This window comes from Streptomyces sp. NPDC051243, from assembly GCF_044455405.1.
Lineage (GTDB): Bacteria > Actinomycetota > Actinomycetes > Streptomycetales > Streptomycetaceae > Streptomyces.
In genome coordinates this window covers 82,944-105,754 of record NZ_JBITES010000014.1, presented here as the reverse complement: position 1 = coordinate 105,754, position 22,811 = coordinate 82,944, and the positions used below count along the sequence as shown (strand labels likewise).

The 22,811-nt window shown below is 71.8% G+C and carries 19 protein-coding genes; 10 read left to right on the top strand and 9 right to left on the bottom strand.

All coding sequences use genetic code 11. From position 1 onward, the window contains the following. The 8 genes from ACIBAG_RS32460 to ACIBAG_RS32425 all read right to left on the bottom strand — a co-directional run bounded on the left by ACIBAG_RS32460 (position 1) and on the right by ACIBAG_RS32425 (position 10,207). The gene (locus ACIBAG_RS32460; RefSeq protein ID WP_399109990.1) at positions 1-240 is read right to left on the bottom strand and encodes a phosphopantetheine-binding protein; all 240 of its coding nucleotides are present in this window, start codon (positions 238-240) and stop codon (positions 1-3) included. Between the two features lie 73 nt (positions 241-313). Then, positions 314-2,071, bottom strand: coding sequence for a fatty acyl-AMP ligase (locus tag ACIBAG_RS32455; RefSeq protein ID WP_399109989.1), 1,758 nt, complete (start codon positions 2,069-2,071; stop codon positions 314-316). A gap of 44 nt (positions 2,072-2,115) precedes the next feature. Further along, entirely contained in the window at positions 2,116-3,249 is a 1,134-nt protein-coding gene (locus tag ACIBAG_RS32450; protein WP_399109987.1) for a glycoside hydrolase family 5 protein, read from the bottom strand. A 97-nt stretch (positions 3,250-3,346) separates the two neighbouring features. Beyond that, the gene (locus tag ACIBAG_RS32445) at positions 3,347-5,104 is read right to left on the bottom strand and encodes a thiamine pyrophosphate-binding protein (protein WP_399109985.1); all 1,758 of its coding nucleotides are present in this window, start codon (positions 5,102-5,104) and stop codon (positions 3,347-3,349) included. Further along, positions 5,101-6,420 carry an aldehyde dehydrogenase family protein gene (locus tag ACIBAG_RS32440; RefSeq protein ID WP_399109983.1) on the bottom strand — a complete coding sequence of 440 codons (1,320 nt, stop codon included), beginning with the start codon at positions 6,418-6,420 and terminating at the stop codon, positions 5,101-5,103. Before ACIBAG_RS32440 ends, ACIBAG_RS32445 begins: the two co-directional genes overlap by 4 nt. Positions 6,421-6,506: 86 nt before the next feature. Next, positions 6,507-7,430, bottom strand: coding sequence for a phytanoyl-CoA dioxygenase family protein (locus ACIBAG_RS32435; RefSeq protein WP_399109981.1), 924 nt, complete (start codon positions 7,428-7,430; stop codon positions 6,507-6,509). A gap of 24 nt (positions 7,431-7,454) precedes the next feature. Continuing rightward, a complete protein-coding gene (gene fabF / locus ACIBAG_RS32430) occupies positions 7,455-8,753 on the bottom strand; it encodes a beta-ketoacyl-ACP synthase II (protein WP_399109980.1) in 1,299 nt (432 codons plus the stop codon). Next, a complete protein-coding gene (locus tag ACIBAG_RS32425; protein WP_399109979.1) occupies positions 8,750-10,207 on the bottom strand; it encodes a class I adenylate-forming enzyme family protein in 1,458 nt (485 codons plus the stop codon). Before ACIBAG_RS32425 ends, fabF begins: the two co-directional genes overlap by 4 nt. A gap of 492 nt (positions 10,208-10,699) precedes the next feature. Here ACIBAG_RS32425 and ACIBAG_RS32420 point away from each other — a divergent pair, with 492 nt between their 5' ends. The 9 genes from ACIBAG_RS32420 (at position 10,700) to ACIBAG_RS32380 (ending at position 20,677) form a co-directional block, all read left to right on the top strand. After that, positions 10,700-11,359, top strand: coding sequence for a GNAT family N-acetyltransferase (locus ACIBAG_RS32420; RefSeq protein ID WP_399109977.1), 660 nt, complete (start codon positions 10,700-10,702; stop codon positions 11,357-11,359). Continuing rightward, the gene (gene fabG / locus ACIBAG_RS32415; RefSeq protein ID WP_399109975.1) at positions 11,340-15,470 is read left to right on the top strand and encodes a 3-oxoacyl-ACP reductase FabG; all 4,131 of its coding nucleotides are present in this window, start codon (positions 11,340-11,342) and stop codon (positions 15,468-15,470) included. Before ACIBAG_RS32420 ends, fabG begins: the two co-directional genes overlap by 20 nt. Beyond that, on the top strand, positions 15,467-16,237 hold the full coding sequence (fabI, locus tag ACIBAG_RS32410) for an enoyl-ACP reductase FabI (protein WP_399109973.1): 771 nt from the start codon (positions 15,467-15,469) through the stop codon (positions 16,235-16,237). The genes fabG and fabI overlap by 4 nt, the downstream gene beginning before the upstream one ends. Continuing rightward, the gene (locus ACIBAG_RS32405; protein ID WP_399109972.1) at positions 16,221-16,817 is read left to right on the top strand and encodes a MaoC family dehydratase; all 597 of its coding nucleotides are present in this window, start codon (positions 16,221-16,223) and stop codon (positions 16,815-16,817) included. The genes fabI and ACIBAG_RS32405 overlap by 17 nt, the downstream gene beginning before the upstream one ends. Continuing rightward, a complete protein-coding gene (locus ACIBAG_RS32400; RefSeq protein WP_399109970.1) occupies positions 16,814-17,488 on the top strand; it encodes a flavoprotein in 675 nt (224 codons plus the stop codon). Before ACIBAG_RS32405 ends, ACIBAG_RS32400 begins: the two co-directional genes overlap by 4 nt. A gap of 159 nt (positions 17,489-17,647) precedes the next feature. After that, complete coding sequence (lanKC, locus tag ACIBAG_RS32395; protein WP_399109968.1) at positions 17,648-20,245, top strand: class III lanthionine synthetase LanKC; 2,598 nt, start codon at positions 17,648-17,650, stop codon at positions 20,243-20,245. A gap of 70 nt (positions 20,246-20,315) precedes the next feature. Further along, positions 20,316-20,411 carry a class III lanthipeptide gene (locus ACIBAG_RS32390; RefSeq protein ID WP_399109967.1) on the top strand — a complete coding sequence of 32 codons (96 nt, stop codon included), beginning with the start codon at positions 20,316-20,318 and terminating at the stop codon, positions 20,409-20,411. Positions 20,412-20,448: 37 nt separating this feature from the next. Beyond that, the gene (locus ACIBAG_RS32385) at positions 20,449-20,544 is read left to right on the top strand and encodes a class III lanthipeptide (protein ID WP_399109967.1); all 96 of its coding nucleotides are present in this window, start codon (positions 20,449-20,451) and stop codon (positions 20,542-20,544) included. Between the two features lie 37 nt (positions 20,545-20,581). Next, positions 20,582-20,677, top strand: a complete 96-nt coding sequence (locus ACIBAG_RS32380) for a class III lanthipeptide (protein ID WP_399109965.1) — start codon at positions 20,582-20,584, stop codon at positions 20,675-20,677. A gap of 148 nt (positions 20,678-20,825) precedes the next feature. Here ACIBAG_RS32380 and hemE read toward each other — a convergent pair whose 3' ends face one another. Further along, positions 20,826-21,887 carry a uroporphyrinogen decarboxylase gene (hemE, locus tag ACIBAG_RS32375; protein WP_399109964.1) on the bottom strand — a complete coding sequence of 354 codons (1,062 nt, stop codon included), beginning with the start codon at positions 21,885-21,887 and terminating at the stop codon, positions 20,826-20,828. A gap of 135 nt (positions 21,888-22,022) precedes the next feature. On the opposite strand from hemE, the gene ACIBAG_RS32370 reads away from it, so the two are divergent. Continuing rightward, the gene (locus tag ACIBAG_RS32370; RefSeq protein WP_399109962.1) at positions 22,023-22,700 is read left to right on the top strand and encodes a DUF3000 domain-containing protein; all 678 of its coding nucleotides are present in this window, start codon (positions 22,023-22,025) and stop codon (positions 22,698-22,700) included. Positions 22,701-22,811: the final 111 nt, after the last annotated feature.

Sequence of the window (22,811 nt, the reverse complement as noted above, 5' to 3'; positions counted from 1 at the left end):
CTACAGCTGCTGCGCGATGAAGTCGGACATGGCGCCGACCGTCTTCAGCGTGCCCAGCACGTCGTCGGGGATCTTCACGGAGAACTTCTCCTCCACCGTCACGCCGAGCTCGACGAGTTCCAGGGAGTCGATGTCGAGGTCCTCCTGGAAGCTCTTCTCCGGCGCTATGTCGGCCGCGTCGGTCTCGGTCAGCTCCGAGATGACGAGGGCGAGGTTCTGGAACACTTCTTCCTTGGTCACAGCGGTCTCCCTGTCTGATTTCTATGGGCTGTGCGGTTTGTAGGGGTTGTGCGGTTGTACGTGTTGTGTGTTTTCAGAGTGTTTTGAGTTCGCCGCGCAGATAGTGCTCGCGGCACAGGCCGCGCTTCACCTTGCGGCTGCTGGTGCGGGGGATCCCGCCCCAGGCGATCAGGAGGACGTCGCTCACGGGGACGCCGTGTCCGTCGGCGACCGCGCGGCGTACGTCGGACCGGACCCGGTCGAGGTCGGCGCCGCGGCGTTTCACCTCGGCCACCACCGCGACCCGTTCCCGGCCGTCGCCGTCGACGGCGAAGACCGCCACGCCGCCCGTGCCGAGCCCGTGGCCGTCCAGTGCGCTCTGCACGGTGGCCTCGACGTCGGCGGGGTCGTGGTTCCTGCCGTCGATGATGATCAGGTCCTTCAGGCGTCCGGCGATGAACAGCCGGTCCAGGTGGACGAAGCCCATGTCGCCGGTGCGCAGCCACTCCCCCATCACGGGCTGTCCGTCGCGGCCCGTGCAGCGGGCGTTGAAGACCTCTTCGGTGCGCTGGGGCCGGCGCCAGTAGCCGTCGGCGACGTTGGGTCCCTGCACCCAGATCTCGCCGACCCGGTCCGGCTCGGTCTCCTGCCGGCTCTCGGGGTCGACGATTCTGATGTGGACGCCCTCCAGGGGCGTCCCGCAGGCCACCATCTGCCGGGCGGCCGGGTCGTCGTCGGGGCACGGCTCGACCTTGCCGTCGGCGAGCGCCTCGCGGTGGAAGGAGTACACGAGGTCGGGTTCCATGGTGGCCGGCGGGGCGGTGACGGCCAGCGTGGCCTCGGCGAGCCCGTAGGCCGGGCTGTCCAGGCCCTGCGGCAGGCCGCACCGGGCGAAGGCCCGGTTGAACCGGTCCATGCTGTGCGGGCGCACCACCTCGCTGCCGTTGACGAGGCCCTCCAGGCAGCTGAGGTCGAGGGTCTCCTTCTGCGCCTCGGTGATCCGGTCGACGCACAGGTCGTACGCGAAGTTGGGGCCGCCCGTCCACACGGCTCGGAAGTCGCTGATGAGCTTGAGCCAGCGGTACGGCGACTGGATGAAGTCGGCGGGGCTGAGGTGGACGGAGTGCACGCCCTGGATGAGAGGCAGGGCGAGTCCCAGGATCAGGCCCATGTCGTGGAAGAACGGCACCCACGTGGCGATGACCCGGCCGGGCGCCAGATAGGTCGAGGCCTGTGCGATCTGACGGCAGTTGGCGGCCAGGTTGCCGTGGGTGACGCGGACCCCGCTCGGGGTGCCGGTGGAGCCGGAGGTGTACTGCAGGTACGCCAGGGTGTCGGTGTCGATCACCGGCTCCCGCCAGTCGTCGGCGTCCTCCTCGGCGAGCTCGTCGATGATCAGCACCCGGGGCCCGCCCGAGGGACCGAGCGAGGCGGTCACCCGCTCGGCGGTCCCGGCTGTGGTGAGCACCAGCACGGGGTCGGCGTCCAGCAGGACCGAGCCGATGCGGTCCCGGGCGCGACTGGCCTCGGGAGCGGGCAGCGGCACGGCGACCAGCCCTGCGTACAGGCATCCGAGGAAGCCGAGGACGTAGCTGATCTCGTGCGGGCACACCACGGCCACGCGGGCGCCCGGCGGGGCGTTCTTCTGCAGGGCGGCGGCCACCGCGCGGGCCTTGCGGTCCAGTTCGCCGTAGGTCACCGTCCGGACGAACCCGTCGTGGTCCTCCGTGTAGTCCACGAAGGAGACGGCAAGGTCGTCCCCCGCGGCGGCGTGCCCCCGGACGGCGGCCACCAGTCCATCGGTGCGCACGTCCACGAAGGCGGGGCGGGACGGCTGGGGGTCGGTCTGCAAGAGAGGAACTCCATTCATTCCCTTGGGGGGTTCGGGTCGGGCTCTCAGTGCTTCTGGAGCAGGCGGAGCATCTCCCGGTCCAGCTGGTGGCCCTGCCAGTCCTCGTAGGTGACGTCGCCGCGGCGGGAGTCGAGCACGCCGAACGGGCCGCGCAGGTTCCACAGGGCCCAGCCGATGCCGTGGTCGGCCAGCAGTCCGAGCATGTCGTCGAGCCAGGGCAGCACCACGTGGTGCGGCACGGTGTTGTGCGCCCCGGTCTCCCCGGCGTGCACCCCGACGCCGGAGGCGGCGACGTCGAACCACGGCTGCAGCGAGGCCGCGAGCTCGTCACGGCCGTAGGTGCCGCCCTTGATGCCGCGGTCCCGCATCATGGTCCTGGCCTGCTCCCGCGCTTCCTCGGGGACGGGCATGTCGTCGGTGAGGGGCGGCAGTTGCATGGGCCAGGTGGGCACCGGGTCGGTGGCGCGCAGGGCCTCGGGGGCGTGTTCGCAGCGGTAGTGGGACAGGGCGAGCGGCGCGAAGGAGTGCAGGCTCTGCGCCACTCCGCGCTCGGCGCACCAGTCGGCGGAGACCGGGGTGTAGGCCCAGTCCAGGCCCTCGACGAGGACCAGCCGGTCCGGGTCCTTGGCGTGGATCGCGCGGATCGCCGCGTCGTACACGTCGAGGACGTCGCGGTCCTCCAGGCCGGGCACGAGGAGCGCGGCGGGCGGCTCGTTGACGATGTCGAAGCTCAGCCGGTGCGAGGAGATGCCCCGGTAGCGTTCGGCCAGGATCTCCCAGAGGTGCACGAACAGGTCGCGGGAGCCGAAGGGGTCGTCGACCCACAGGGATCCGGGCTCCGGTTCGTTGTACGGGTAGCCGAAGTTGGTGTGGCCGGGGGCCCGCCACAGGTTCAGCTGGACGTGGACGTCGTAGGTCTTCCCCAGCTCCACGACGCGGTCCAGGATCGCGAGCCGCTCCTCGGGGTAGGTACGGCGGTCCATGTCCGCGATGAAGAACAGGTACGAGAACGGGACGCGTACGTAGTCGAATCCCCAGTCGCGGATCCAGCGGAAGTCGTTCTCGCTGATCCGGAAGTCGTCCATGGGCATCATCTCGGCCCAGCGGGCGCTGGTGGAGAACATCTGGTGCAGGTTGAAACCGCGCCAGCGGGGCAGCGGGCCGGGGCTCGGGGCCATGTCGTCTCTCCTCATGCTTGGGACGGGGTTCGGTGAAAGGTGAGCGGGGACCGGGGCGAGGTGAGCGGGGATCGGGGGGAGGCGGGCGGTGCCGCGGTCAGTAGCCGGCCGCCTGGATTCCGAGGGGTACATCGGTGTCGGGGACGGGCACACGGATGACGGAGAACTGTCCCTTCGGCTCCCGCTCGGCCGCCTGCCGCAGGGCGTCGTACAGCGTCGCCGCGTCGTGCGCCGTGGTTCCCCAGCCGCCGAAGGCCTCGGCGATGCGGTCCGGCGGCGCGGCGGCCTGCCAGGTGGTGGGTACGTGGCTGCCGTCCGGGTCCGCGGAGCGCAGCCGCCGGGGCCAGCCGAAGCCCTGGTTGTCCAGGACGACGGTGATCACGCCCAGTTCGTGGCGCCGCAGGGTGTCCAGTGCCCCCACGCTCATCCGGAAGGCGCTGTCGCCGGTGACGAGCAGGGTCGGCCGGTCGGGCCGGGCCAGGGCGGCACCCGCGGCGGCGCCGAGTCCGAAGCCCATCATGGTCTGCTCGCCCGGGCAGACGACGGTGGTGTCGGGGCCGAGGCGCAGGACCGGGTAGTGGTAGCTCCAGATGTCGTGCAGGCCGTTCTCCTGGACCAGGGTGATCCGGGTGCCCAGCTCCCGCTGTGCGGCGCGCAGCACGGCACGGACCGGGGACGTCGCGAAGTCCGCTTCGGCGTGGGTGCGTTGGGCGGCGGCGACGGAGCGCTGGCGCGCGCTCCAGGCAGGGTCGGGGCGGGGCGGGTCGACGGCGAGCCGGGCGGCCAGTTCGTCGACGATCAGGCCCGCGTCGCCGAGCAGGGGCTGTGCGACGGGGCAGCCCTCGTCGAAGGCGGCCACGCGGTGGTCGGCCTGGATGACGTGCGCGGTCTGCCAGGAGCGCCAGCCCATCCGTGCCGTCTCCTCCAGCCGGCTGCCGAGGACGAGCAGGGTGTCGGCGGAGTCGAGGAGGTCGCCGGCGGGTGGGGTGGTGTAGAGGCCGAGCAGGCCGAAGGCCCGTTCGTGGTGCTCGTCGAGGGCGCCGCGGCCGGCGGCCGTGGTGAACACCGGGCAGGCCAGCGTCTCGGCGAGGGCGGCGAGGCCGCGCACGTCGGACCAGCGGGTGCCGCCTCCGGCCACGATCAGGGGACGGCGTGCGGTACGCAACGCGGCTGCGGCGGCGTCGAGTTCGGCGGCCGGCGGCAGTGACCGGACGGGGCGTACCCGGGGCCGGGCGGGGGCGGCGGGCACCTGCTCGCGGGTCACCTCGTCGGCGATCTCCAGCACGGTCAGGCAGGGGCCGCCGTCCCGGGCGAGCCGCACGGCCCTGCGCACCGCCCACCGCAGCTGCTCCGGCCGTTCCACCAGGTGGGTCCAGCCCGCCAGGGACTCCACCATGCCGCGCTGGTCGAGGTACTGGAACGCGCCCTGCCCGATGTGGTCCGCCGGGACCCGGGTGGTGATCACGACGACGGGCACGGCCAGCGAGGCCGCCTCCAGCAGCCCCGCCACGGCGTTGGCGAAGGCGGGCCCCGAGTTCAGGGCGAGGACGACGGGTTCCCGTGCGGCCACGGCGTAACCGGCGGCGGCGCACGCGGCGATGCGCTGGTCGCCGATGACGCGCACCTGGAGTTCGGGCAGTGCGGTGGCGGCGTCGAGGAGGCCGGGTTCGTCGGACGGCAGGCCCAGGATCGTGCGTACGCCGGCGTCGGCGAGCGTACGGGCCACCGCCTCCCAGCATCCTTGCGGGGCGGGGCGGCCGGGAGCGTCGGGCGGGTCGGTGATGTGGGGGCCGTGGGGGCTTTCGAGGCTGTCGGTACTGTCGGTCGCGTCGGTTGCGTCGGTCCTGTCGGTCACGGCTGGTCCCCCGCCCGCCCGGAATCCCGCGGGCCACCCGTCGACCCCGGCCGGCCGCGCCCCAGTTCGGCGGAGAGCAGCAGCGGCCTGGGGGTGACCCGGCCGCCGAGGCTCACATGGCTGGCCTCCCAGCCGTAGCCGCCGAGGGGCTGGTTGCCGTCCTCGGCGTCGAGGGCGGTCCGGCCGCGCAGCACGACGCTGGTGCCGACCCGGTCGCCGCGCAGCGCGGGCTCGCCGTACACCGACACGTACATGCCGCGCCGGGTCTCGGCGGGGCTCTCCAGCCAGCGCACGACGTCGTCGCCGGAGGAGTACCGCATCACGCAGACGATCGGCGCGAAGAACTCGGGCGGGGAGAACGCGGGGTCCCAGGGCAGGTCCAGCACGGTGGGTTCGACCAGGCCGGTGCCGGTGTCGACCCGGCCGCCGGTCAGCACGTACTCACGGTGGGCGTCGAGGAACCCGGCCGCCTGCTCCACCGCGTCCGGGTAGCTGAGCGGGGCCACCACCGTGTGCGGGTCGGCGAGGGGGCCGACGGGTATCGTCTCGACGCCCTCGCGCAGGGCGGTCACCAGGTCGTCGGCCACGTCGTCGTGGGCGAGTACGACGTCCGGGCACAGGCAGTCCTGGCCGGAGTTGAACATACGGGTGCCGACGACGTCCTCGGCCGCCTGTTTCACATCGCCCCGGGGGCCGACGACGAGCGGGTTGGGGCCGGAGCCGAAGGCGAGGAACAGGGTGGAGCGGCCCACCCGGGCCCCGACGTCGAGGGCGTTCTCCGGGCGGCCGTTGAAGACCACGGCCTCCGACTCGGCGCAGCGCGCGAGGAACTGACGTTGAGTCAGCGACACGCACTCGACCGGGACCCGCCCGCGCAGCAGCGGATCTCCGGTCATGATCCGGTGGATCTCCCGGGCCTGTTCGGCGGCCCGCTGGGACGGGCGCATCACGATCCGCTCGGAGTACAGCGCGGGGATCAGCCCGAAGAGGACGTACGAGTAGAGGATGTTGTTGGACGGGAGGAAGACGCCGAGTTCGCGGATGGTACGCGGCCGGTGGGCGGCGAGTTCGCCGGTTGCGCCGCGCAGCGCGGACAGCGCGTAGCCGACCTCCTCCTCGGCGGCCTTCCTCGTGGCGATGGTCTCCAGGGTGGCGAGCAGTTCCGCACGGTTGCGCCACACCGCCTCTGCGGCGTCCTCGGCGAAGCCGTCGCCGCCGGGGTGCCGGTGCTGAGCCCCGCCGCCGCTGAGCGCCGGGCCCATCACCGCGGTCCCGGGCCCGTGCGGCATCGGCGCTGCGGCCGGTGGTTCGGACACGTTTCCTCCTGACATGGGGTCACCTGCCGTCGAGCGGCGTTCGGAAGGGGGGCCGAGCCCGACCGGGGGTTGTCGCGGTCGGTGGGTCAGTCGAGTTCGCCGCGGCGCAGGGCGCTCAGCGGGTCGCCGTTGTCGTACATGCCGACCAGACCGCCGCCCTGGCGGGTCGCGTCGTGCGCGGCGTAGCCGAGGAGGCCGAGCAGGTCGTCGGGGAGGTCCTTGGCCATGCTCGGCGGGACGGCGAGCATGCTGTTGTCGACGGGGCGCAGCCAGCCCGCGCAGTAGCTGAGGGCGATGCCGCGGCGGGAGCGGTCGGTGGTCTTGTTGGCGCCGCCGCCGTGCAGCACGTCACCGCGGAAGAGCATGGCGTCGCCGGGTTCCATCACGGCGCGGCCGATCTGGTCGGGGCGCGGGCTCTGCTCCAGCGGCCAGTGGCAACTGCCCGGCACCACTCGGGTGGCCCCGGTCTCGGCGGTGAACGGGGTCAGCGCGACCATGGCGCTGGCGTTCCACGGGTGCTCCTCGCGGGGCAGATGCGGCCACCACGAGCCGGTGTCGCGATGGATCATCTGGGCCGACTCCCTGGGACCGATCTGGATGAGCTCGGCGACGCTCAGCAGGATCTCGTTGGACCAGGGGCTCAGCAGCCGGCGCATGGAGGCGACGATCTCGGGGTGGTTGATCAGGTCGTGGGAGGCCCGCACCTTCCCCGCGATGCCGTGCACCCGCAGCGTCTTGCGGCCGAGGAACAGGTTGTACACGCTGGAGCCGGTGTCGGAGCCGGTGGCCCGCGGGTTCTTCTCCAGCCATGCGTCGAGTTCGCGGTTGAAGGCGTCGACGAGGGAGCGGTCGACCAGCCCCCGCACGATGGCCGCTCCCGTGGTGCGGACGCAGTCCTCGATGGCGGGCCAGTCGTAAGGGGCATGGAAGACGGGTACCTCGGGCCCGGCGTCCAGGTCGTCGGGAGCGGCGAAGTTCCCGCGCTTCCCGCTGACTGCAGTGTTCACCATGTTCTCCATCCGTCCGTGCGTGGATCAGTGGGTCGCCTGCCAACGGCGCAGTACGAGTGCGGCGTTGTGTCCCCCGAAGCCGAATGAGTTGCTGATGGCGACGTCCACGTCGTGCGTGCGCGCCTTGTGCGGAACGAAGTCGAGTTCCGGGTCCTCCGGGTCGTCGCAGTTGATCGTCGGCGGAACGAGCCCGGTCTTGATGACCTCGACGGAGGTGATGGCCTCGACGGCACCGGACGCGCCGAGCATGTGACCCGTCATGCTCTTGATCGAGCTGATGGGAATCCGCGGTGCGCGGGAGCCGAAGACACCGCGGATCACCTTGATCTCGGTGGTGTCGTTCTTCGGCGTGCTGGTGCCGTGGGCGTTGATGTAGTCGACGTCGTCGGGGCGGAGCCCCGCCTCGGCGAGGGCCTGCAGTGCGGCGCGCTGCGCGAGCAGGCCCTCCGGGTGGGGGGAGGTCACATGGAAGGCGTCGGTGGTGGCGCCGTATCCGGCCAGTTCGCCGTGGATGGTGGCGCCCCGGGCGAGGGCGTGCTCCTCGCTCTCCAGGACGACGACGCCGGCGCCGGCGCTCATGACGAAGCCGTCGCGCCCGGTGTCGAAGGGCCGGCAGGCCCGCTCCGGGTCGTCGTTGCGCCGGGACAGTGCCCGGGACACGGCCGCGCCGTTGATGTCGACGCGGGTCAGGGAGTCGTCGACACCGCCGGCGATCACCACGTCCGCGATGCCGTACCGGATCATCCGCATCGCCTCGCCCAGGCAGGTGCTGCCGGTGGCGCAGGCGGTCACCATGCAGGTGGAGGAGCCCTGCAGGCCGAACCGCAGGGAGACCTCGCCGCAGGCGCTGTCGACACCGCTGCTGGGGAAGAAGTAGGGGCTGACCGCGCGCGGCCCGCGCCGGTACATCGCGTCATGGGCGTTCACGGCGTTGCGCGCCGGACCGCTCGCGGTACCGAGGATGACGGCGGCGCGCGGCGCCAGTTCGGGGGTGACCTCCAGTCCCGCGTCCCTGACCGCCTGGTCGGCGGCGGCAAGGGCCAGGTGCACGGTGCGGTCCAGTCGGCGCACCGTCTTCACCGGCAGGTGGTCCTCGGCACGGAAGCCCTTCACCTCACCGCCGAAGCGCACCGGGATGTCGGTGGTGTCGACCTCGGCGAGCGGGGCGATGCCGCTGCGGCCGTCCAGCAGGGCCGTCCAGGTCTCGTCCCAGGTCAGTCCCAGGGGGGTGATGGCCCCGCGGCCGGTGATGACCACCCGGCGCGGTCCCGGGCCGGGGGCGGGGGCCGGGACGCCTGCCCGGGTCTGCGTCTCGCTGCTCATGTCTGCTCACCCTTCGTCAGAACCCAGCGGGCTCGTTCCTCAAGCGCATGCACATCGGTCTTGCCGTTGTTGTTCAGTGGGAAGCGGTCCAGCACCAGCACGAGGTTGGGCAGCTCGTAGGGCTCGAGGACCTTCTCGAAGTCGGCGAACCACTCCCCGGGGGCGCGTCGTTCGGGGTCCTCCACGAAGAACACCAGCCGGGTGCCGCGCCGCCCGTCGTGTACGGGAGCGACATGCACCTGCCTGCCGTGCCGTTCGGCCCTGCGGGCCAGCTCGGCCGGGTAGAGCGTGTAGCCGTGGCGGGTCGTCGCGGACATCCGGCCCAGCACCCGCAGGCCGCCCCGGGCGTCCAGGACGCCGAGGTCGTGGGTGCGGAAGTCGCCCGGCGCCGGTGGCTCCACGGTGGTGCCGTCCGGCCGCAGGCATCCGCGCATCACATCGGGGCTGCGCACCCACACCTCGCCCGGCTGCCCGGCCGGCAGCCGGCGGCCCGAGGCGTCGCGGACCGACACCTCCAGGCCCGCGAGCGGCAGGCAGTCGTCGGGCGCTTCGGGGCCGGCCAGGGCCACGTTGCCGAGTTCGGTGCTGCCGTACCCGTCGAGCAGCGGCAGCCCCAGCGCGGCGCGGAAGTCGCGGGCCAGGTTGTCGTCGAGGGGGGCGCCGCCGGTGCACCACATCCGTACCGAGCGCAGCCCCGCCACGAGCGCGGGCCGCCCGTCGGCCAGCCGCAGCAGCGAACGGAAGGACGACGGTGTGGCGTCCACGACGGTCGCCCGGTGTTCGCCCACGGCCGTCAGGGCCCGGTCCAGCCGGGTGTACGGCGTCAACAGCAGGTCGCAGCCGGTGACTTGGGCGATCAGCACCAGCGAGAAGCCGTACTGGTGCGAGAAGGGCAGCAGGGGGGCCAGGACGTCCTGCCGCCGGTAGCCCATGCGGGCGATCGTGCGGGCGGTGTTGGCGAGGACGGAGCGGCCCGAACGGACGACGGCCTTCGGTTCCCCGGTGGATCCGGAGGACCAGGCGATCAGCGCGTCGTCGCGGCTCGCCCAGCCGCCGAAGGACAACTCGTCGGCATCCGGGGCCCGTTCGGCGTCGGGCCCGTGCGGCGGGGGCAGGCGCTCCGTCAGGTCGGCCAGGGACAGCACGGGGACCGGGCCGGTCGGCTCCGCGGCCGGCTGCCGGTCCCGGACCAGCCAGTCGGCGCCGACCCGGACGGCGGCCTGCTGCGCCGAGCCGGCGGACCGGAGATGGTCGACGAGGACGACGCCCGCGCCCAGCTGCATCAGGCCGAGCAACACCCGTACGAACGCGGGTGAGTTGCCCGCGTGCAGGGCGACCCGGTGGCTCGGCAGGACGCCCATGCCCTTCAGCGCGTCCGCGGTCCGGTGCACCTGGGCGCCGGGGCGGACGAGGGTTCCGACGGGGTCTGCGGAACGTTCGGTGAGCACGCTCATGGGATGCGCTCCACGGTTGCGGTGTCGGCTCGACGGAGCGCGGCTCCGGAGCGAGGGGAATGCGGGGGCGGCCCGCTCAGTGCGGTGCCGCCGGTGACCACAACGAGGACGCTAACCGATCCGGCCGGGATTCCTCGACTCTCGCAGGCCGAATTCCCGGACACTACGGCACTTGCCGACAGCGGAAAGTCCGTCACCCGCAGAAATGAATTCCCGGACCCCTGGGCGGCCGGACCGAACCGCCCCGGATACTACGGCACTTGCCCGTTCACCATGGCTGATACGGCACTTTCTGCTTGACACTTCCGACAGCCCGCCTGTTCTCTTGGAGCCGCGACACGCTGCTGCCGACCTGACGTCCCCCGCCGGTCGGCAGCAGCCCCAACCGCTCACATTCCGCAGGCTTTCACCAGTGGGTTTACCAGTGGGTTCCCAAGCACTCAGGATTCACAGCCCGGGCCGTCCCGCTCCGGCAGTCGAAGGGTTGGATAAATGCAAGGAGAGTACGTCTCGCTGCGCCCGATCCAGGGCCGGCAGGACTACGAGCTCATCGCCCGGTGGTCGTCCTCCGTCGCGTCCGCGTACTCCTCCGGCGGGCAGGCCTTCGTCACCGCCGAGGAGATGGAATCCCTCGTGGCGCAACACGGCATCACCTATCTGATGGTCGTGGACCAATCCGGGGAACCGGTGGGCGGCGTCACCTACAAGCAGCTCACCTACCCCGGAAACTTCGAGGTCGGCAACGTCGTCGGCGCGGCCGAGCTATGGGGCCTCGGCTACGGGATGGAATCCATGCACCTGCTGCTCGACCATCTCTTCCACCAGCGCAACGCACATCGCGTGCATCTGATGGCGGGGCTGTACAACAAGCAGATGGTGCAGATCTTCCTCAAGGGCCCGATCAAGGTCGAGGGAGTTCTCCGTGACTTCTTCTTCCTCGACGGCGACTATCACGACTGCCTGGTCGGGTCGATTCTCCGTAACGAGTACTACGGATTTCTGACGAGGTTGGGCACCAGCCCTGCGAACCTCATTCCGCAGGATGACAAGTCCGACGCCAGGAGAATGCTGCAGGAACAGTACGAACGGATATCGGCGGACCGTCTCGCCCGTATGAACGGAGGTGTTTCCGATGCCGATACCAGAGTCTGAGCTGCGCGCCTGGGCCGTCGACTGGGTGACCCGGAACGCCGATGTCCCCCGCGACGCGGTGGATGCCGACCGGCCGTTCGGGGATTACGGGCTGTCGTCCATGAAGCTGGTCTCCCTTTCCGGGGAACTCTCCGAGCTCCTCCACCGGAACCTGCCCGTCGACGTCGCCTACAGCTTTCCCAGCATCACCGCCCTCGTCCGGCATCTGGCCCCCGGTTCCGACGACGCCGACGCCGCCGATGCCGCGCGGCCGTCCGGCTCCTCCCCTGGAGCGCCCACTCTGGAACCCGTCGCTGTCGTGGGCGCCGGCTGCCGCTTCCCCGGCGGGGTGCGCGGCCCGGAGGAGTTCTGGCAGTTCCTCCTGGACGGCGGCGACGGCATCCGCCGAGTGCCCGAGGGGCGCTGGAGCGGGCCGGGCGCCGACAGCCGGATCAGTGAGGGCCCGGCGGGTCTGGGCGGCTTCCTGGACGGCATCGACCGGTTCGACGCCCCGTACTTCGGCGTCTCGCCCAAAGAGGCGACGATGATGGACCCCCAGCAGCGCCTGGTGCTGGAGGTCGCCTGGGAGGCGCTGGAGCACGCCGGAATCGCCCCGGACACGGTGCGGGGCCGCCGCGTCGGCGTCTTCCTCGGCGCCAGCACCGCCGACTACGCCCCCGACAGTCCGCAGGACATGGGTGGTTGGAGCGCCGCGGGCTCGTCGATGGGCGTCATCGCCGGCCGGCTGTCGTACACGCTCGGTGTGCGCGGACCCAGCATGCTGGTGGACACCGCCTGCTCGGCCTCGCTGGTCGCCGTCCATCTCGCCTGCCAGAGCCTGCGGGCCGGTGAGTGCGAACTCGCCCTGGCCGGCGGGGTGAACCTGCTTCTCGACCCGGGCGTCTCGATCGGCTTCGACGAGGCCGGGATGCTGTCGCCCGACGGCCGCTGCCACACCTTCGACGCGGGCGCCCACGGGTACGGGCGCGGCGAGGGCGGCGGCATCGTCGTCCTGAAGCGGCTGTCCGACGCGGTGCGGGACGGTGACCGGGTGCTGGCCGTGGTCCGGGGCAGTGCCGTGAACCACAACGGCCGCTCCAACGGCATCATGGCGCCCAACGGCCAGGCCCAGGCCGAACTGCTGCGCACCGCCTACGAGAACGCGGACCTCGATCCCGCCGGCGTGGACTACCTGGAGGCGCACGGCACCGGCACCTCGGTGGGCGACCCCATCGAGATCGGCGGCATCACCGCCGTCACCGGCCAGGGCCGCGCCCCGGACCGGCCGCTGCTGCTCGGCGCGGTCAAGACGAACCTGGGGCATCTGGAGGCCGCGGCGGGCGTCGCCGGGTTCCTCAAGACCGTACTGGCCCTGCACCACGGCGAGATCCCGCCCACCCTGCACTTCCGCTCCCTGAACCCGGCCGTGCCGGCCGACGCACCGATCCGGGTGGTGGCCGAGCGCACGCCGTGGCCCGGGTCCGACGTCCGGACGGCGGGTGTGAGCTCCTTCGGCTTCGGTGGGGCGAACGCCCATGTGGTCCTGCAAGAGGCGCCGCGGCCGACCGCCCGCGAGGACGCGACGCACCAGGCACCGGGAACGGACCGGCCGGTCGTCGTCACCGTCGACGGCAGTTCCACGGAGTCCTGCCGCGAGCAGGCGGCCCGGCTGCGCGCCTGGGTGGCCGGGCGCGGCGACGAGGTGAGCGTGGCGAGTGTGGCGCACACCACCACGGTCCGCCGCTCGCACGGGCCGGTGCGCGCCGCGGTCGTCGCCCGCGACACCGAGGAGTTGCTGGCACGCCTGGACCTGCTGGCCGCGGACGGCGACGGGACCGGGGTGGTCACCGGCACGGTCCGCGACAACCCGCGGCCGGTGTTCGTCTTCTCCGGCCAGGGCGCCCAATGGCCTGGCATGGCGAGGGAGTTGCTGACCGACGACCCTGCCTTCGCGGAGGTCGTCGACGCGCTGGACCCGCTGGTGCGGCAGGAGTCGGGCTTCTCGGTGCGCGAGGTGCTGGCCGAGGGCGACGAGGCCGCGCTGGAGCCGACCGATGTGATGCAGCCGGTGCTGTTCTGCGTCCACGTGGCGCTCGCCGCGTCCTGGCGGGCGCGCGGCGTCGAACCCGCCGCGGTGATCGGCCACTCCATGGGCGAGGTCGCCGCGGCCGTGGTCAGCGGTGCGCTGTCGCCGCAGGACGGGGTACGGGTCACCTGCCGGCGCTCCCAGCTGATGAAGGGGCTCTCGGGACGGGGCGCGATGGCGGTACTGCCCGCCGGGCCCGAGGAGGTCACGGAGTTCGTCGCCGAGCGCGGGCTCGCCTCCTCGGTGACGGTCGCCATCCGGCTGAGCCCCACGACGACCGTCGTCTCCGGTGACCGCGATGCGGTGGAGTCCCTGAAGGACGCCTGGACCGAGCGGGGCACGCAGGCCCTGCCCGTCAACATCGACGTCGCCTGCCATTCCGCGCAGGTCGACGAGATCCTCGACGAGCTCGCCGAGCGGCTCGCGGACATCCGCCCGCGCACCCCGCGGATCCCCCTGTACTCCACGGTCACGCCGGGCCGCGAGACGCCGATGGACGCCCGGTACTGGGTCGACAACCTCCGCCGGCCGGTCCTGCTGACCGACGCCGTGCGCGCCGCGGCACGGGACGGGCACGAGGTCTTCGTCGAGGTGAGCCCGCACCCGGTGCTGGTCGGACCGGTCCGGGCCACCCTGCGCGCCCTCGACCTCGGGGAGGCGGTGGTCCTGCCCACGCTGCGGCGCGACGAGCACCCCATGGACGTCCTGGCGGAGAGCGCCGGGCTGCTGCACTGCCACGGGCACCCGATCAGCTGGAGCCGGCTGTGGTCCGGCGGCGACCTGCTGTCGCTGCCGCCGCGCCACTGGGACCACCGCCACGCGTACTGGCTCGGCCGGGCCGGCGCGCAGGACGGGACCGACACGGACGTCGAACCCGCGCAGGACGGGACCGACCCGGACGTCGAGCCCCTGATCCGCGCCCCGTCCCTGGCCGGCCGGGCCCGACGCGTCCGTACGACGCAGAAGTCCCGCACCCCGGCCCCGTCACCGAACCCCGCGGCGGCCCCGACTCCCGCCCCCGCCGTGCCCACCCCGCAAGGCCACACCCGCACCGATCTCGAAGCCCTGGTCCGGGCCGAGGTGGCCGACGCCATGGAGTGCGCGCCCGAGGAGGTCCGCACCCGGCAGAACCTGTTCACGGCCGGCATGGACTCGCTGATGAGCCTGGTCGTCCTGGGCCGGTTGTCGGCGGCGCTCGGCCTGGAGCTGACGCCGGAGACGCTGCGCGAACACCCCACCGTGGCCTCGCTGGCGGCGTTCCTGCGGCAGTCCCTGCCCGAGGCACCGCAACAGGCCGGACCGGCCGCCGAACCAGAAGCAGAAGAAGGAGACCCCACCATGAGCCGAGTGGCACTCGTCACGGGCGGCAACCGAGGGATCGGCCTGGCCGTGGCACGGCGGCTCGCGGCCGGTGGCATGAAGGTCGCGGTCACCTACCGCACCGATCCCCCTGCGGAGGCGGACGTCCTCGCCGTCCAGTGCGACGTCCGGGACCCGGAGTCGGTCAACCGCGCCGTCAAGGAGGTGCAGCAGACGCTGGGCCCCGTCGACGTGCTGGTCGCCAACTCGGGGATCACCCGCGACCGCGCCTTCGCGGTCATGTCCGAGCCGGACTTCGCGGCGGTGATGGACACGAACCTGACCGGCGCCTACCGCGTCGCCCGTGCCGTCGTACGCGACATGATGCGGGGGCGCGCCGGGCGGATCGTCTTCATCTCGTCGGTGGCCGGTCTGACGGGCTCCGTCGGCCAGGCCAACTACGCCTCGTCCAAGGCAGGGATGATCGGGCTGGCCCGCTCGCTGGCACTGGAACTGAGCTCCTACGGAGTGACGGTCAACACCGTGGCGCCCGGCTGGGTCGACACCGACATGACCGCGCAATTGCCCGACAAGATCAAGGAGGGCGTCAAGTCCCAGGTGCCACTGGGCCGTTCGGGTCTTCCCGACGAGGTCGCCGAGGTGGTCGGCTTCCTCGCCTCGGAGGCGTCGAGCTACGTCACGGGCGCGGTCCTGCCCGTCGACGGCGGCCTCTCCCTGGGAGCGTGACGATGCTGCTCGCCGGAAAGAAGATCCTGGTCACGGGTGTCATCACCCAGTCCTCCATCGCCTTTCACACCGCGGTCGAGGCCCAGCGGGCCGGCGCCGATGTGGTGCTCACCAGCATCCGACCGCGGCTGGTGCGGCGGCTCGTGGAGCGCATGCCCGAGCCCGCACCGGTCGTCGAGCTGGATGTGACGGACGCCGAGCAGCTGCGCACGCTGCCGGCCCGGCTCGCGGAACACAGCGACCGCTTCGACGGGGTGCTGCACTCCATCGCCTACGCCCCGCCCGGCGCGCTCGGCGGACGGTTCATGCAGACGCCGTGGGAGGACGTCGCCACCGCCCTGCACACCTCGGCGTACTCGCTGAAGTCCCTGGTCAGCGCGGTCCTTCCGATGATGAAGGGCGGAGGTTCCGTGGTCGGTCTCGACTTCGACGCCTCGGTGTCCTGGCCGGAGTACGACTGGATGGGCGTCGCGAAGGCGGGGCTGGAGTCCACGGCCCGGTATCTCGCCCGCTACCTCGGCCCCGAGGGGATCCGGGTGAACCTGGTCGCCGCCGGACCGCTCAACACGCTGGCGGCGAACGGGATCTCCGACACGCCGCCGGACGAGGAGGGCGGCGACTGGGCCGACCTGGCGCCGCTGGGCTGGGACGAGGACAACGCCGGCCCCGTGGCGAAGGCGTGTGTGGCCCTGCTGTCCGACTACTTCACGGCGACGACCGGTGAGATCGTCCACGTCGACGGAGGCGTCCATGCCATGGGATTCTGAGCCGGCCGAGCCGCCGGCCCTGACACTGGACGACTTCGCCCAGTGGTTCGAGCAGCGCATCGGGAAGGAGCTCGGACCGAGCCCCTGGCACGAGGTGACGCCCGCGGCCGTACGCGGTTTCGCGGACGCCACCCAGGACTGGCAGGGGATCCACCTGGACGCCGAGCAGGCGGCCCAGGGGCCCTACGGGGTGCCGGTGGCCCACGGGTTCTACACGCTGGGACTGGTCCCGTACCTGACGTCCACCCTGTTCGATCCGAGCTGGATCGAGGTCGCCCTCAACTACCGGCTCGACCGGGTCCGTTTCCTCACTCCCGTACCGGTCGGCTCCCGGGTCCGGGCCATGGCCCACGTCAAGGCCGTACGCATCCGGCCGCGCGGCTTCCTGGAGGTCGTGCTCGCGCTGTCGCTGATGGTCGAGGGCGAGGAGCAGCCGGCCTGCACCTTGGACCACACCCGGCTCTACCGGATGCTCCCGGGTGCCGCACTGCCCAAGGACGGGCCGGTGCCGAGGGTGATGTTCCCGCCGGACGATCCGGCGCCGCCCACACCCGCCCCGGCAAGGAGGACCCCCGCATGACCGGTACGCCGGCCCCGTCGTCCGCGAAGCCCCCCGCGCCCGACGCCGACTTCAGCGGTCGCCGGCTGCTGCTGATCGCCTCGGGAGCCGTCAACGCCGTGCATCTGCCGTACTGGTTGACCTGGCTGCGCAGCAAACACCCCGACGTGGCGGTGAAGGTGGTCGCCACCCGCAGCGCCCAGCGCTTCGTCACGCTTCAGGCGCTGTCCGCGCTCACCTCCCACCAGGCGATCACCGATGCCTGGCCGGACGATCCGCTCCCCACCGCACTGCATGTGGAACTGGCGGAGTGGGCCGACTCGGTGGCCGTGTACCCGGCCTCGCTGCACTACATGGCGCGGGCGGCGCTCGGCATGGGGGACAGCCCCAGTCTGCTGGCGCTGCACAGCACCGCGGCACCCGTGGTGCTGGCCCCCTCGCTGCCGCCGCGGGTGGAGGACAATCCCGCCTACGTCCAGCACCTCAAGGCGCTCGCCGAGCGCCCGAACGTTTCCGTCGCGCCCACCCAGCCCGGCGTCAGCATGACCACGGGCCGGCGCGACGGCCGTACCGCGCCGCCGCTGCCGGTCGTGCTCGGCGAGCTGGAGCGGTTGCGCAAAGTCCTGCCCGAACCCCCCGGGGAAGAAATTAAAGAAACCTCGGAAAACGCATTGACGGACCCGATCGAGTAAGCAAAGATAAACCCCGGAAAGCCCGCCGGAGACGGAATTGAATTCCGAAATCCGGAGCAGATCTGAATGCTCTGTGCGGCGGGATTCCGGCTTGCGGCCACTCGCTCTTCGTCCCCCTCCCCCGCCGCGGCCCAGCCATTGAAAGAACGGAATGTTTTCATGGCCATCGGAGATCCCCAGATCTACTGTTACGCCGACCCGCTCTTCTTCGAGACGCCCGACCGCTGGGACCGCGGATTCCTCCCCTTCGCCATCGCGTCCCGGCCGGTGCCGGCCGGATGGACCCGGACCGTGCGCAGCAGCTGGACCCACCTGGTCCCGCCGCGGCGCCCCCTGCCCGATCAGGGCTGGAAGATCCATGTCTCGGCCGGCCGCGACCAGGCCGACCGCGCCCTGGAGCTGGTCTGGGACTACTGCGTCCGCGAGGGCGTCCAGTTCAAGCACCTCAGCACGCCCGAGGTCCACCTGGCACACAACACGAAGTACGCGCCCCGGTCCGGCAGCGGCAAGCTGATCACCGTCTACCCCACGCAGGAGCGGCTGCTCACGGTCCTGCAGGACCTGACGAAGGAGCTCGACGGCATCACCGGGCCGCGCATCCTGAGCGATCTGCAGTGGCCGGACAGCCCGCTGCACCTGCGCTACGGCGCGTTCGTCGAGCGCTTCTGCACCGACGACAGCGGCGCCGTGGTGCCGGCCCTGGTGAAGCCCGACGGCACCCTGACCCCGGACCTGCGCCGCCCGGTGTTCACCGTCCCCGAGTGGGCCCCGGTCCCGCCCTTCGTCAAGGACCTCCTGGAACGCCGCAGGACCGGTCCGGAATTCCCTTACCGAATTCAGCGCGCCATGCATTTCTCCAACGCAGGCGGGGTCTATCTGGCCGAACGCAAATCTGACGGAAGGGTCTGCGTTCTCAAGGAGGCCCGACCGGGTGCCGGCCTCGACATGAAATCCGATGACGCGGTGAAGAGGCTGCGCCGGGAGAAATGGGCCCTGGAGCGTCTGGCGGGCGCGGACGGCGCCCCTGAATTACTCGACCACTTCACGATGGACAGCCATGAATTCCTGGCGATGGAATACGTGGACTCGTCGAACCTCTGGGTGTGGATGGCCCGCATCCATCCGATGATCGTCTCCGAGAACTCCTCCCCCGCGGACTACGCCGCCTACACCGAGCGAGCGGTGGCCGTCCTCGACCGTATCGAGCGGGTCCTGGCCGGGTTCCACGCCCGTGGGGTCGGCTTCGGCGATCTGCACTACGGCAATGTGCTCGTCCGGCCCGACGACTCGGTCGCGCTGATCGACTACGAGGCGTCCTTCGACGCCGCCGACAGCGAGCATCTGCCGGCCGTCGCCACGATGGGGTTCTCGGCCGAGTCCGGCCGCCGCGGCCTCGACCTCGACCGCTACTGTCTGGCCTCCCTCAAGGCGGCCCTGTTCCTGCCGTACGAGAAGCTGCGCGCCCTCGACCCCTCGAAGATCGCCCAGCAACTGGACTTCACAGCCGAACGGTTCCCGCTGCCCGACGGCTGGCTCGACCCGGTGCGCGAGATGCTCCTGCCCGCCGGGAGCCCCCCCTCCGCACCGCACCGCCCCGCCCCGTACACCAGGGAGGCGGCCCTCTCGATGGCCTCGGCCATCGCGGCCGCCGCCGACCCCACCCGCACGGACCGGCTCTTCCCGGGAGACTGCGAGCAGTTCACGACGGGAGGTGCCACCTTCTCCAACGGCGCCGCCGGAGTGCTCTGGACGCTGTCCGCCTGCGGCTTCCCGGTGGCCGACGCCCACCAGGAGTGGCTGCTGACAGCGGCCGCTGCGCCGAGGCCCCGACAGGGCTTCTACAACGGCACACACGGCGTGGCCCACGTCCTGGACCACCTCGGCCACACCGAGGCCGCCGGAAAGCTCATCGAGCGGGCCATGGAGCCGTCCCGCGAGGCCCGGGGCATCGGACTGTACGACGGACTGGCCGGCATCGGCCTCAACTACCTGCATCTGGCGGACCGTTGGCAGACCGTGTCCTTCGACGACGACATCCGCCGGATCGCCGAACTGCTCGACGAGGCACTCCGGGCGAACCGTCCGGTCACCGCCCCATGGCACGGCGGCCCGGCCCGCGCGAGCGGGCTGCCCCCGGTCAGAGCCGGCCTGATGCGCGGCTGGTCCGGAGTGGCCCTGTTCTTCCTGCGGTTGTACGAGGTGTGGGGAGAGTCGGCCCATCTGGAACGGGCCGTGGCCGCCCTGCATCGCGATCTCGACCGCTGTGTGCCGACGCCCAACGGGTCGTTGCAGGTGGAGGAGGCGGGCGTACGGACCCTGTGCTACCTCGACGTGGGCAGCGCCGGTATCGCCCTGGTGGCCGACGAGGTGCTCACCGTGCACGAGGACGCCCGGCTGCGGGAGCAGTTGCCGGCCCTGCTGGCCGCCTGCACACCGGAGTTCGTGGTCATGCCCCAGCTGTTCATGGGCCGCGCCGGACTGGTCGCCGCCCTGGAGCGCGCCGGTCGCCGCGACCCGGCACTGGCCAAGGACCAGGTCGTGGCCCGGCACCTGGAGCGGCTCGGCTGGTACGCGCTGTCCTACGAAGGCCACCTGGCCTTCCCCGGCGACCTGCTGATGAAGCTGTCCATGGACGTGGCCACCGGCACGGCGGGCGTCCTGCTCACCACCCAGGGTGTGATGGGCGGCCAGGGCCGGTTCCTGCCCTTCTTCACCGACCGGCCGTCCCCCGCGGGCGGCCCCACAGACCCCCACTGATCTCTGATCGTGGGTTCGGACACCCCGTGTGTCCGGTGTCCCCCGGTTCACTCACGCAGCACGAAAGGAGGTGCACACCATGGACCAGATCCTCGACCTGCAGGGCCTGGAGACCGCCGGCGACGAGGCGGAGCTCCCGACCTCCTCGGCCAGCACCAACTGCTGAACCCCCTCCCGACACGGGACCTGACCACAGAAAGGAGGTGCACACCATGGACCAGATCCTCGACCTGCAGGGCCTGGAGACCGCCGGCGACGAGGCGGAGCTCCCGACCTCTTCCGCCAGCACCAACTGCTGAACCCCCTCCCGACACGGGACCTGACCACAGAAAGGAGGTGCACACCATGGACCAGATCCTCGACCTGCAGGGCCTGGAGACCGCCGGCGACGAGGCGGAGCTCCCGACCTCCTCGGCCAGCACGGGCTGCTGAATCCCCTCCTGAGGGGCCCCTGAAAAGGGAAAGAACCGGGTGTGAGGCGCCACTATCGCCTCACACCCGGTTCCATCATGTGGAGACCATTATCGAGCCGGACCCTGCCCGTGGCCCAGCCCCTTGCACGCTCCGGTGCCGGCCGGGCTCAGCGCGCGGTCCGCGTGTGGACGTACTCGACGAGCCGGGTCAGCGCGTCCGGGTCCGTGGACGGCATGACCCCGTGGCCGAGGTTGAAGACATGCCCCTCGAGTCCGGCCGCGGCATCGAGCACCTCGCGGGTCTTGGTCTCGACCGCCTCCGGGGTGGCGAACAGGACGGTCGGGTCGAGGTTGCCCTGGAGCGCCTTGCCGGGGCCGACGCGGCGGGCGGCCTCGTCGAGCGGGACGCGCCAGTCGACGCCGACGACGTCCGCGCCGGCCTCCCCCATGAGCTTCAGCAGCTCGCCGGTGCCGACGCCGAAGTGGATGCGCGGGACGCCGTACCCGGCGACGGCCTCGAAGACCTTCGCGGAGGCGGGCATCACCGAGCGCCGGTAGTCGGCGGGGGCGAGGGAGCCGACCCAGGAGTCGAAGAGCTGGACCGCGGAGGCGCCGGCCTCGATCTGCACCTTGAGGAAGGCCGCGGTGATGTCCGCGAGGCGGTCGAGCAGGTCGGCCCAGAGCTCGGGGTCGCCGTACATCATCGCCTTGGCGTTCTCGTACGTGCGCGACGGGCCGCCCTCGACGAGGTAGCTCGCGAGGGTGAAAGGCGCGCCGGCGAAACCGATGAGCGGGGTCGCGCCGAGCTCGCCGGTGAGCAGGCCGATCGCCTCCGTGACGTACGAGACGTCCTCGGGGGTCAGGTCGCGCAGCCGGGCCAGGTCGGCGCGGGTGCGGATCGGGCGCTCGACGACCGGGCCGACGCCGGGCTTGATGTCGAGGTCGATGCCGATGGCCTTGAGCGGGACGACGATGTCGCTGAAGTAGATCGCCGCGTCCACGTCGTGCCGGCGCACGGGCTGCAGGGTGATCTCGGTGACCAGCTCGGGCCGCATACAGGACTCGAGCATGGGAATGCCCTCGCGCACCTTGCGGTACTCCGGCAGGGAGCGCCCGGCCTGCCGCATGAACCACACCGGCGTGTGCGGCACGGGTTCACGCCTGCACGCCTTGAGGAAGGCGGAGTCGTAGGTGGCGGTCGGCGGCGTCGGCTGCGTGTTGGCACTCACGGTGGCAAGTCTCGCACGACGCCGGTCCGCTTCTTTCAGCCCGTCCGGCACGAGGCGCCCGGTGACGGCCACGCCGGCACCGGGAACGGGGTGTCTAGCCCAGCACGGAGCCCCGGTTCCCCTTAACCTTCCGGCATGGCTGCGGCTCAGGGAAGACTGTCGGACGGTACGGGCGGGATGGATGACGCGAAGGAGGCCGGGGAGGGGGACCGGCATTCGCGCGGAACGGCTCCAGCGGCGTTCCGGGCCGCGGTCGATGCCCTGCGCGGCAGTCGCCTGCGCCCGCAGATCGAGGTCGAGCAGACCAAGGCGCCCCAGCGCCTCGCCCCGTACGCGTACGCGCTGGAGGCCACGGTCGTCGACGGCGACCAGGACCTGGCCGACGGCCGGCTGGTGCTGCTGCACGATCCGGCCGGGCACGACGCCTGGCGGGGTGCCTTCCGGCTGGTGACCCTGGTGCGCGCCGAGCTGGAGCCGGAGATGGCCGCCGACCCGCTGCTGCCCGAGGTGTGCTGGTCCTGGCTGACCGGTGCGCTCCAGGCGCGCGGGTTGTCGTACGGCGAACCGAGCGGCACCGTCACGCGCGCGAGCTCCCATTACTTCGGCGGCCTGTCCGAGCGCCCGGCGGCCTCGCAGATCGAGATCCGCGCCTCCTGGACGCCCCGAGAGGGCCTGGGCGGTGTTCCGGACACGGCGGCCCACCTGGCGTCCTGGTGCGACCTGCTCGCCCAGGTCGCGGGGCTGCCTCCGGCGGGCCCGGGTGACGCCTCGGTGGTGACGCTGCCGCAGCGCCGTGATCCACAGTCCCGGTGACCGCCACCGTCTTGACCGTCACTTTGTCGATACGGCCACTTTCGGTCATGAACAGCCCTTGATCGAGCCGATTTGCTCACTGAACGATCGACCAAGCGTCCGAATTGCCCC

Excerpts from the sequence above, each read along its gene's own strand:
- ACIBAG_RS32450 (WP_399109987.1), bottom strand. The coding sequence starts at position 3,249 with ATGGCCCCGAGCCCCGGCCCGCTGCCCCGCTGGCGCGGTTTCAACCTG.
- ACIBAG_RS32435 (WP_399109981.1), bottom strand. The coding sequence starts at position 7,430 with ATGGTGAACACTGCAGTCAGCGGGAAGCGCGGGAACTTCGCCGCTCCC.
- fabF (WP_399109980.1), bottom strand. The coding sequence starts at position 8,753 with ATGAGCAGCGAGACGCAGACCCGGGCAGGCGTCCCGGCCCCCGCCCCC.
- ACIBAG_RS32425 (WP_399109979.1), bottom strand. The coding sequence starts at position 10,207 with ATGAGCGTGCTCACCGAACGTTCCGCAGACCCCGTCGGAACCCTCGTC.
- ACIBAG_RS32420 (WP_399109977.1), top strand. The coding sequence starts at position 10,700 with ATGCAAGGAGAGTACGTCTCGCTGCGCCCGATCCAGGGCCGGCAGGAC.
- fabG (WP_399109975.1), top strand. The coding sequence starts at position 11,340 with ATGCCGATACCAGAGTCTGAGCTGCGCGCCTGGGCCGTCGACTGGGTG.
- ACIBAG_RS32405 (WP_399109972.1), top strand. The coding sequence starts at position 16,221 with ATGCCATGGGATTCTGAGCCGGCCGAGCCGCCGGCCCTGACACTGGAC.
- ACIBAG_RS32400 (WP_399109970.1), top strand. The coding sequence starts at position 16,814 with ATGACCGGTACGCCGGCCCCGTCGTCCGCGAAGCCCCCCGCGCCCGAC.
- lanKC (WP_399109968.1), top strand. The coding sequence starts at position 17,648 with ATGGCCATCGGAGATCCCCAGATCTACTGTTACGCCGACCCGCTCTTC.
- ACIBAG_RS32370 (WP_399109962.1), top strand. The coding sequence starts at position 22,023 with ATGGCTGCGGCTCAGGGAAGACTGTCGGACGGTACGGGCGGGATGGAT.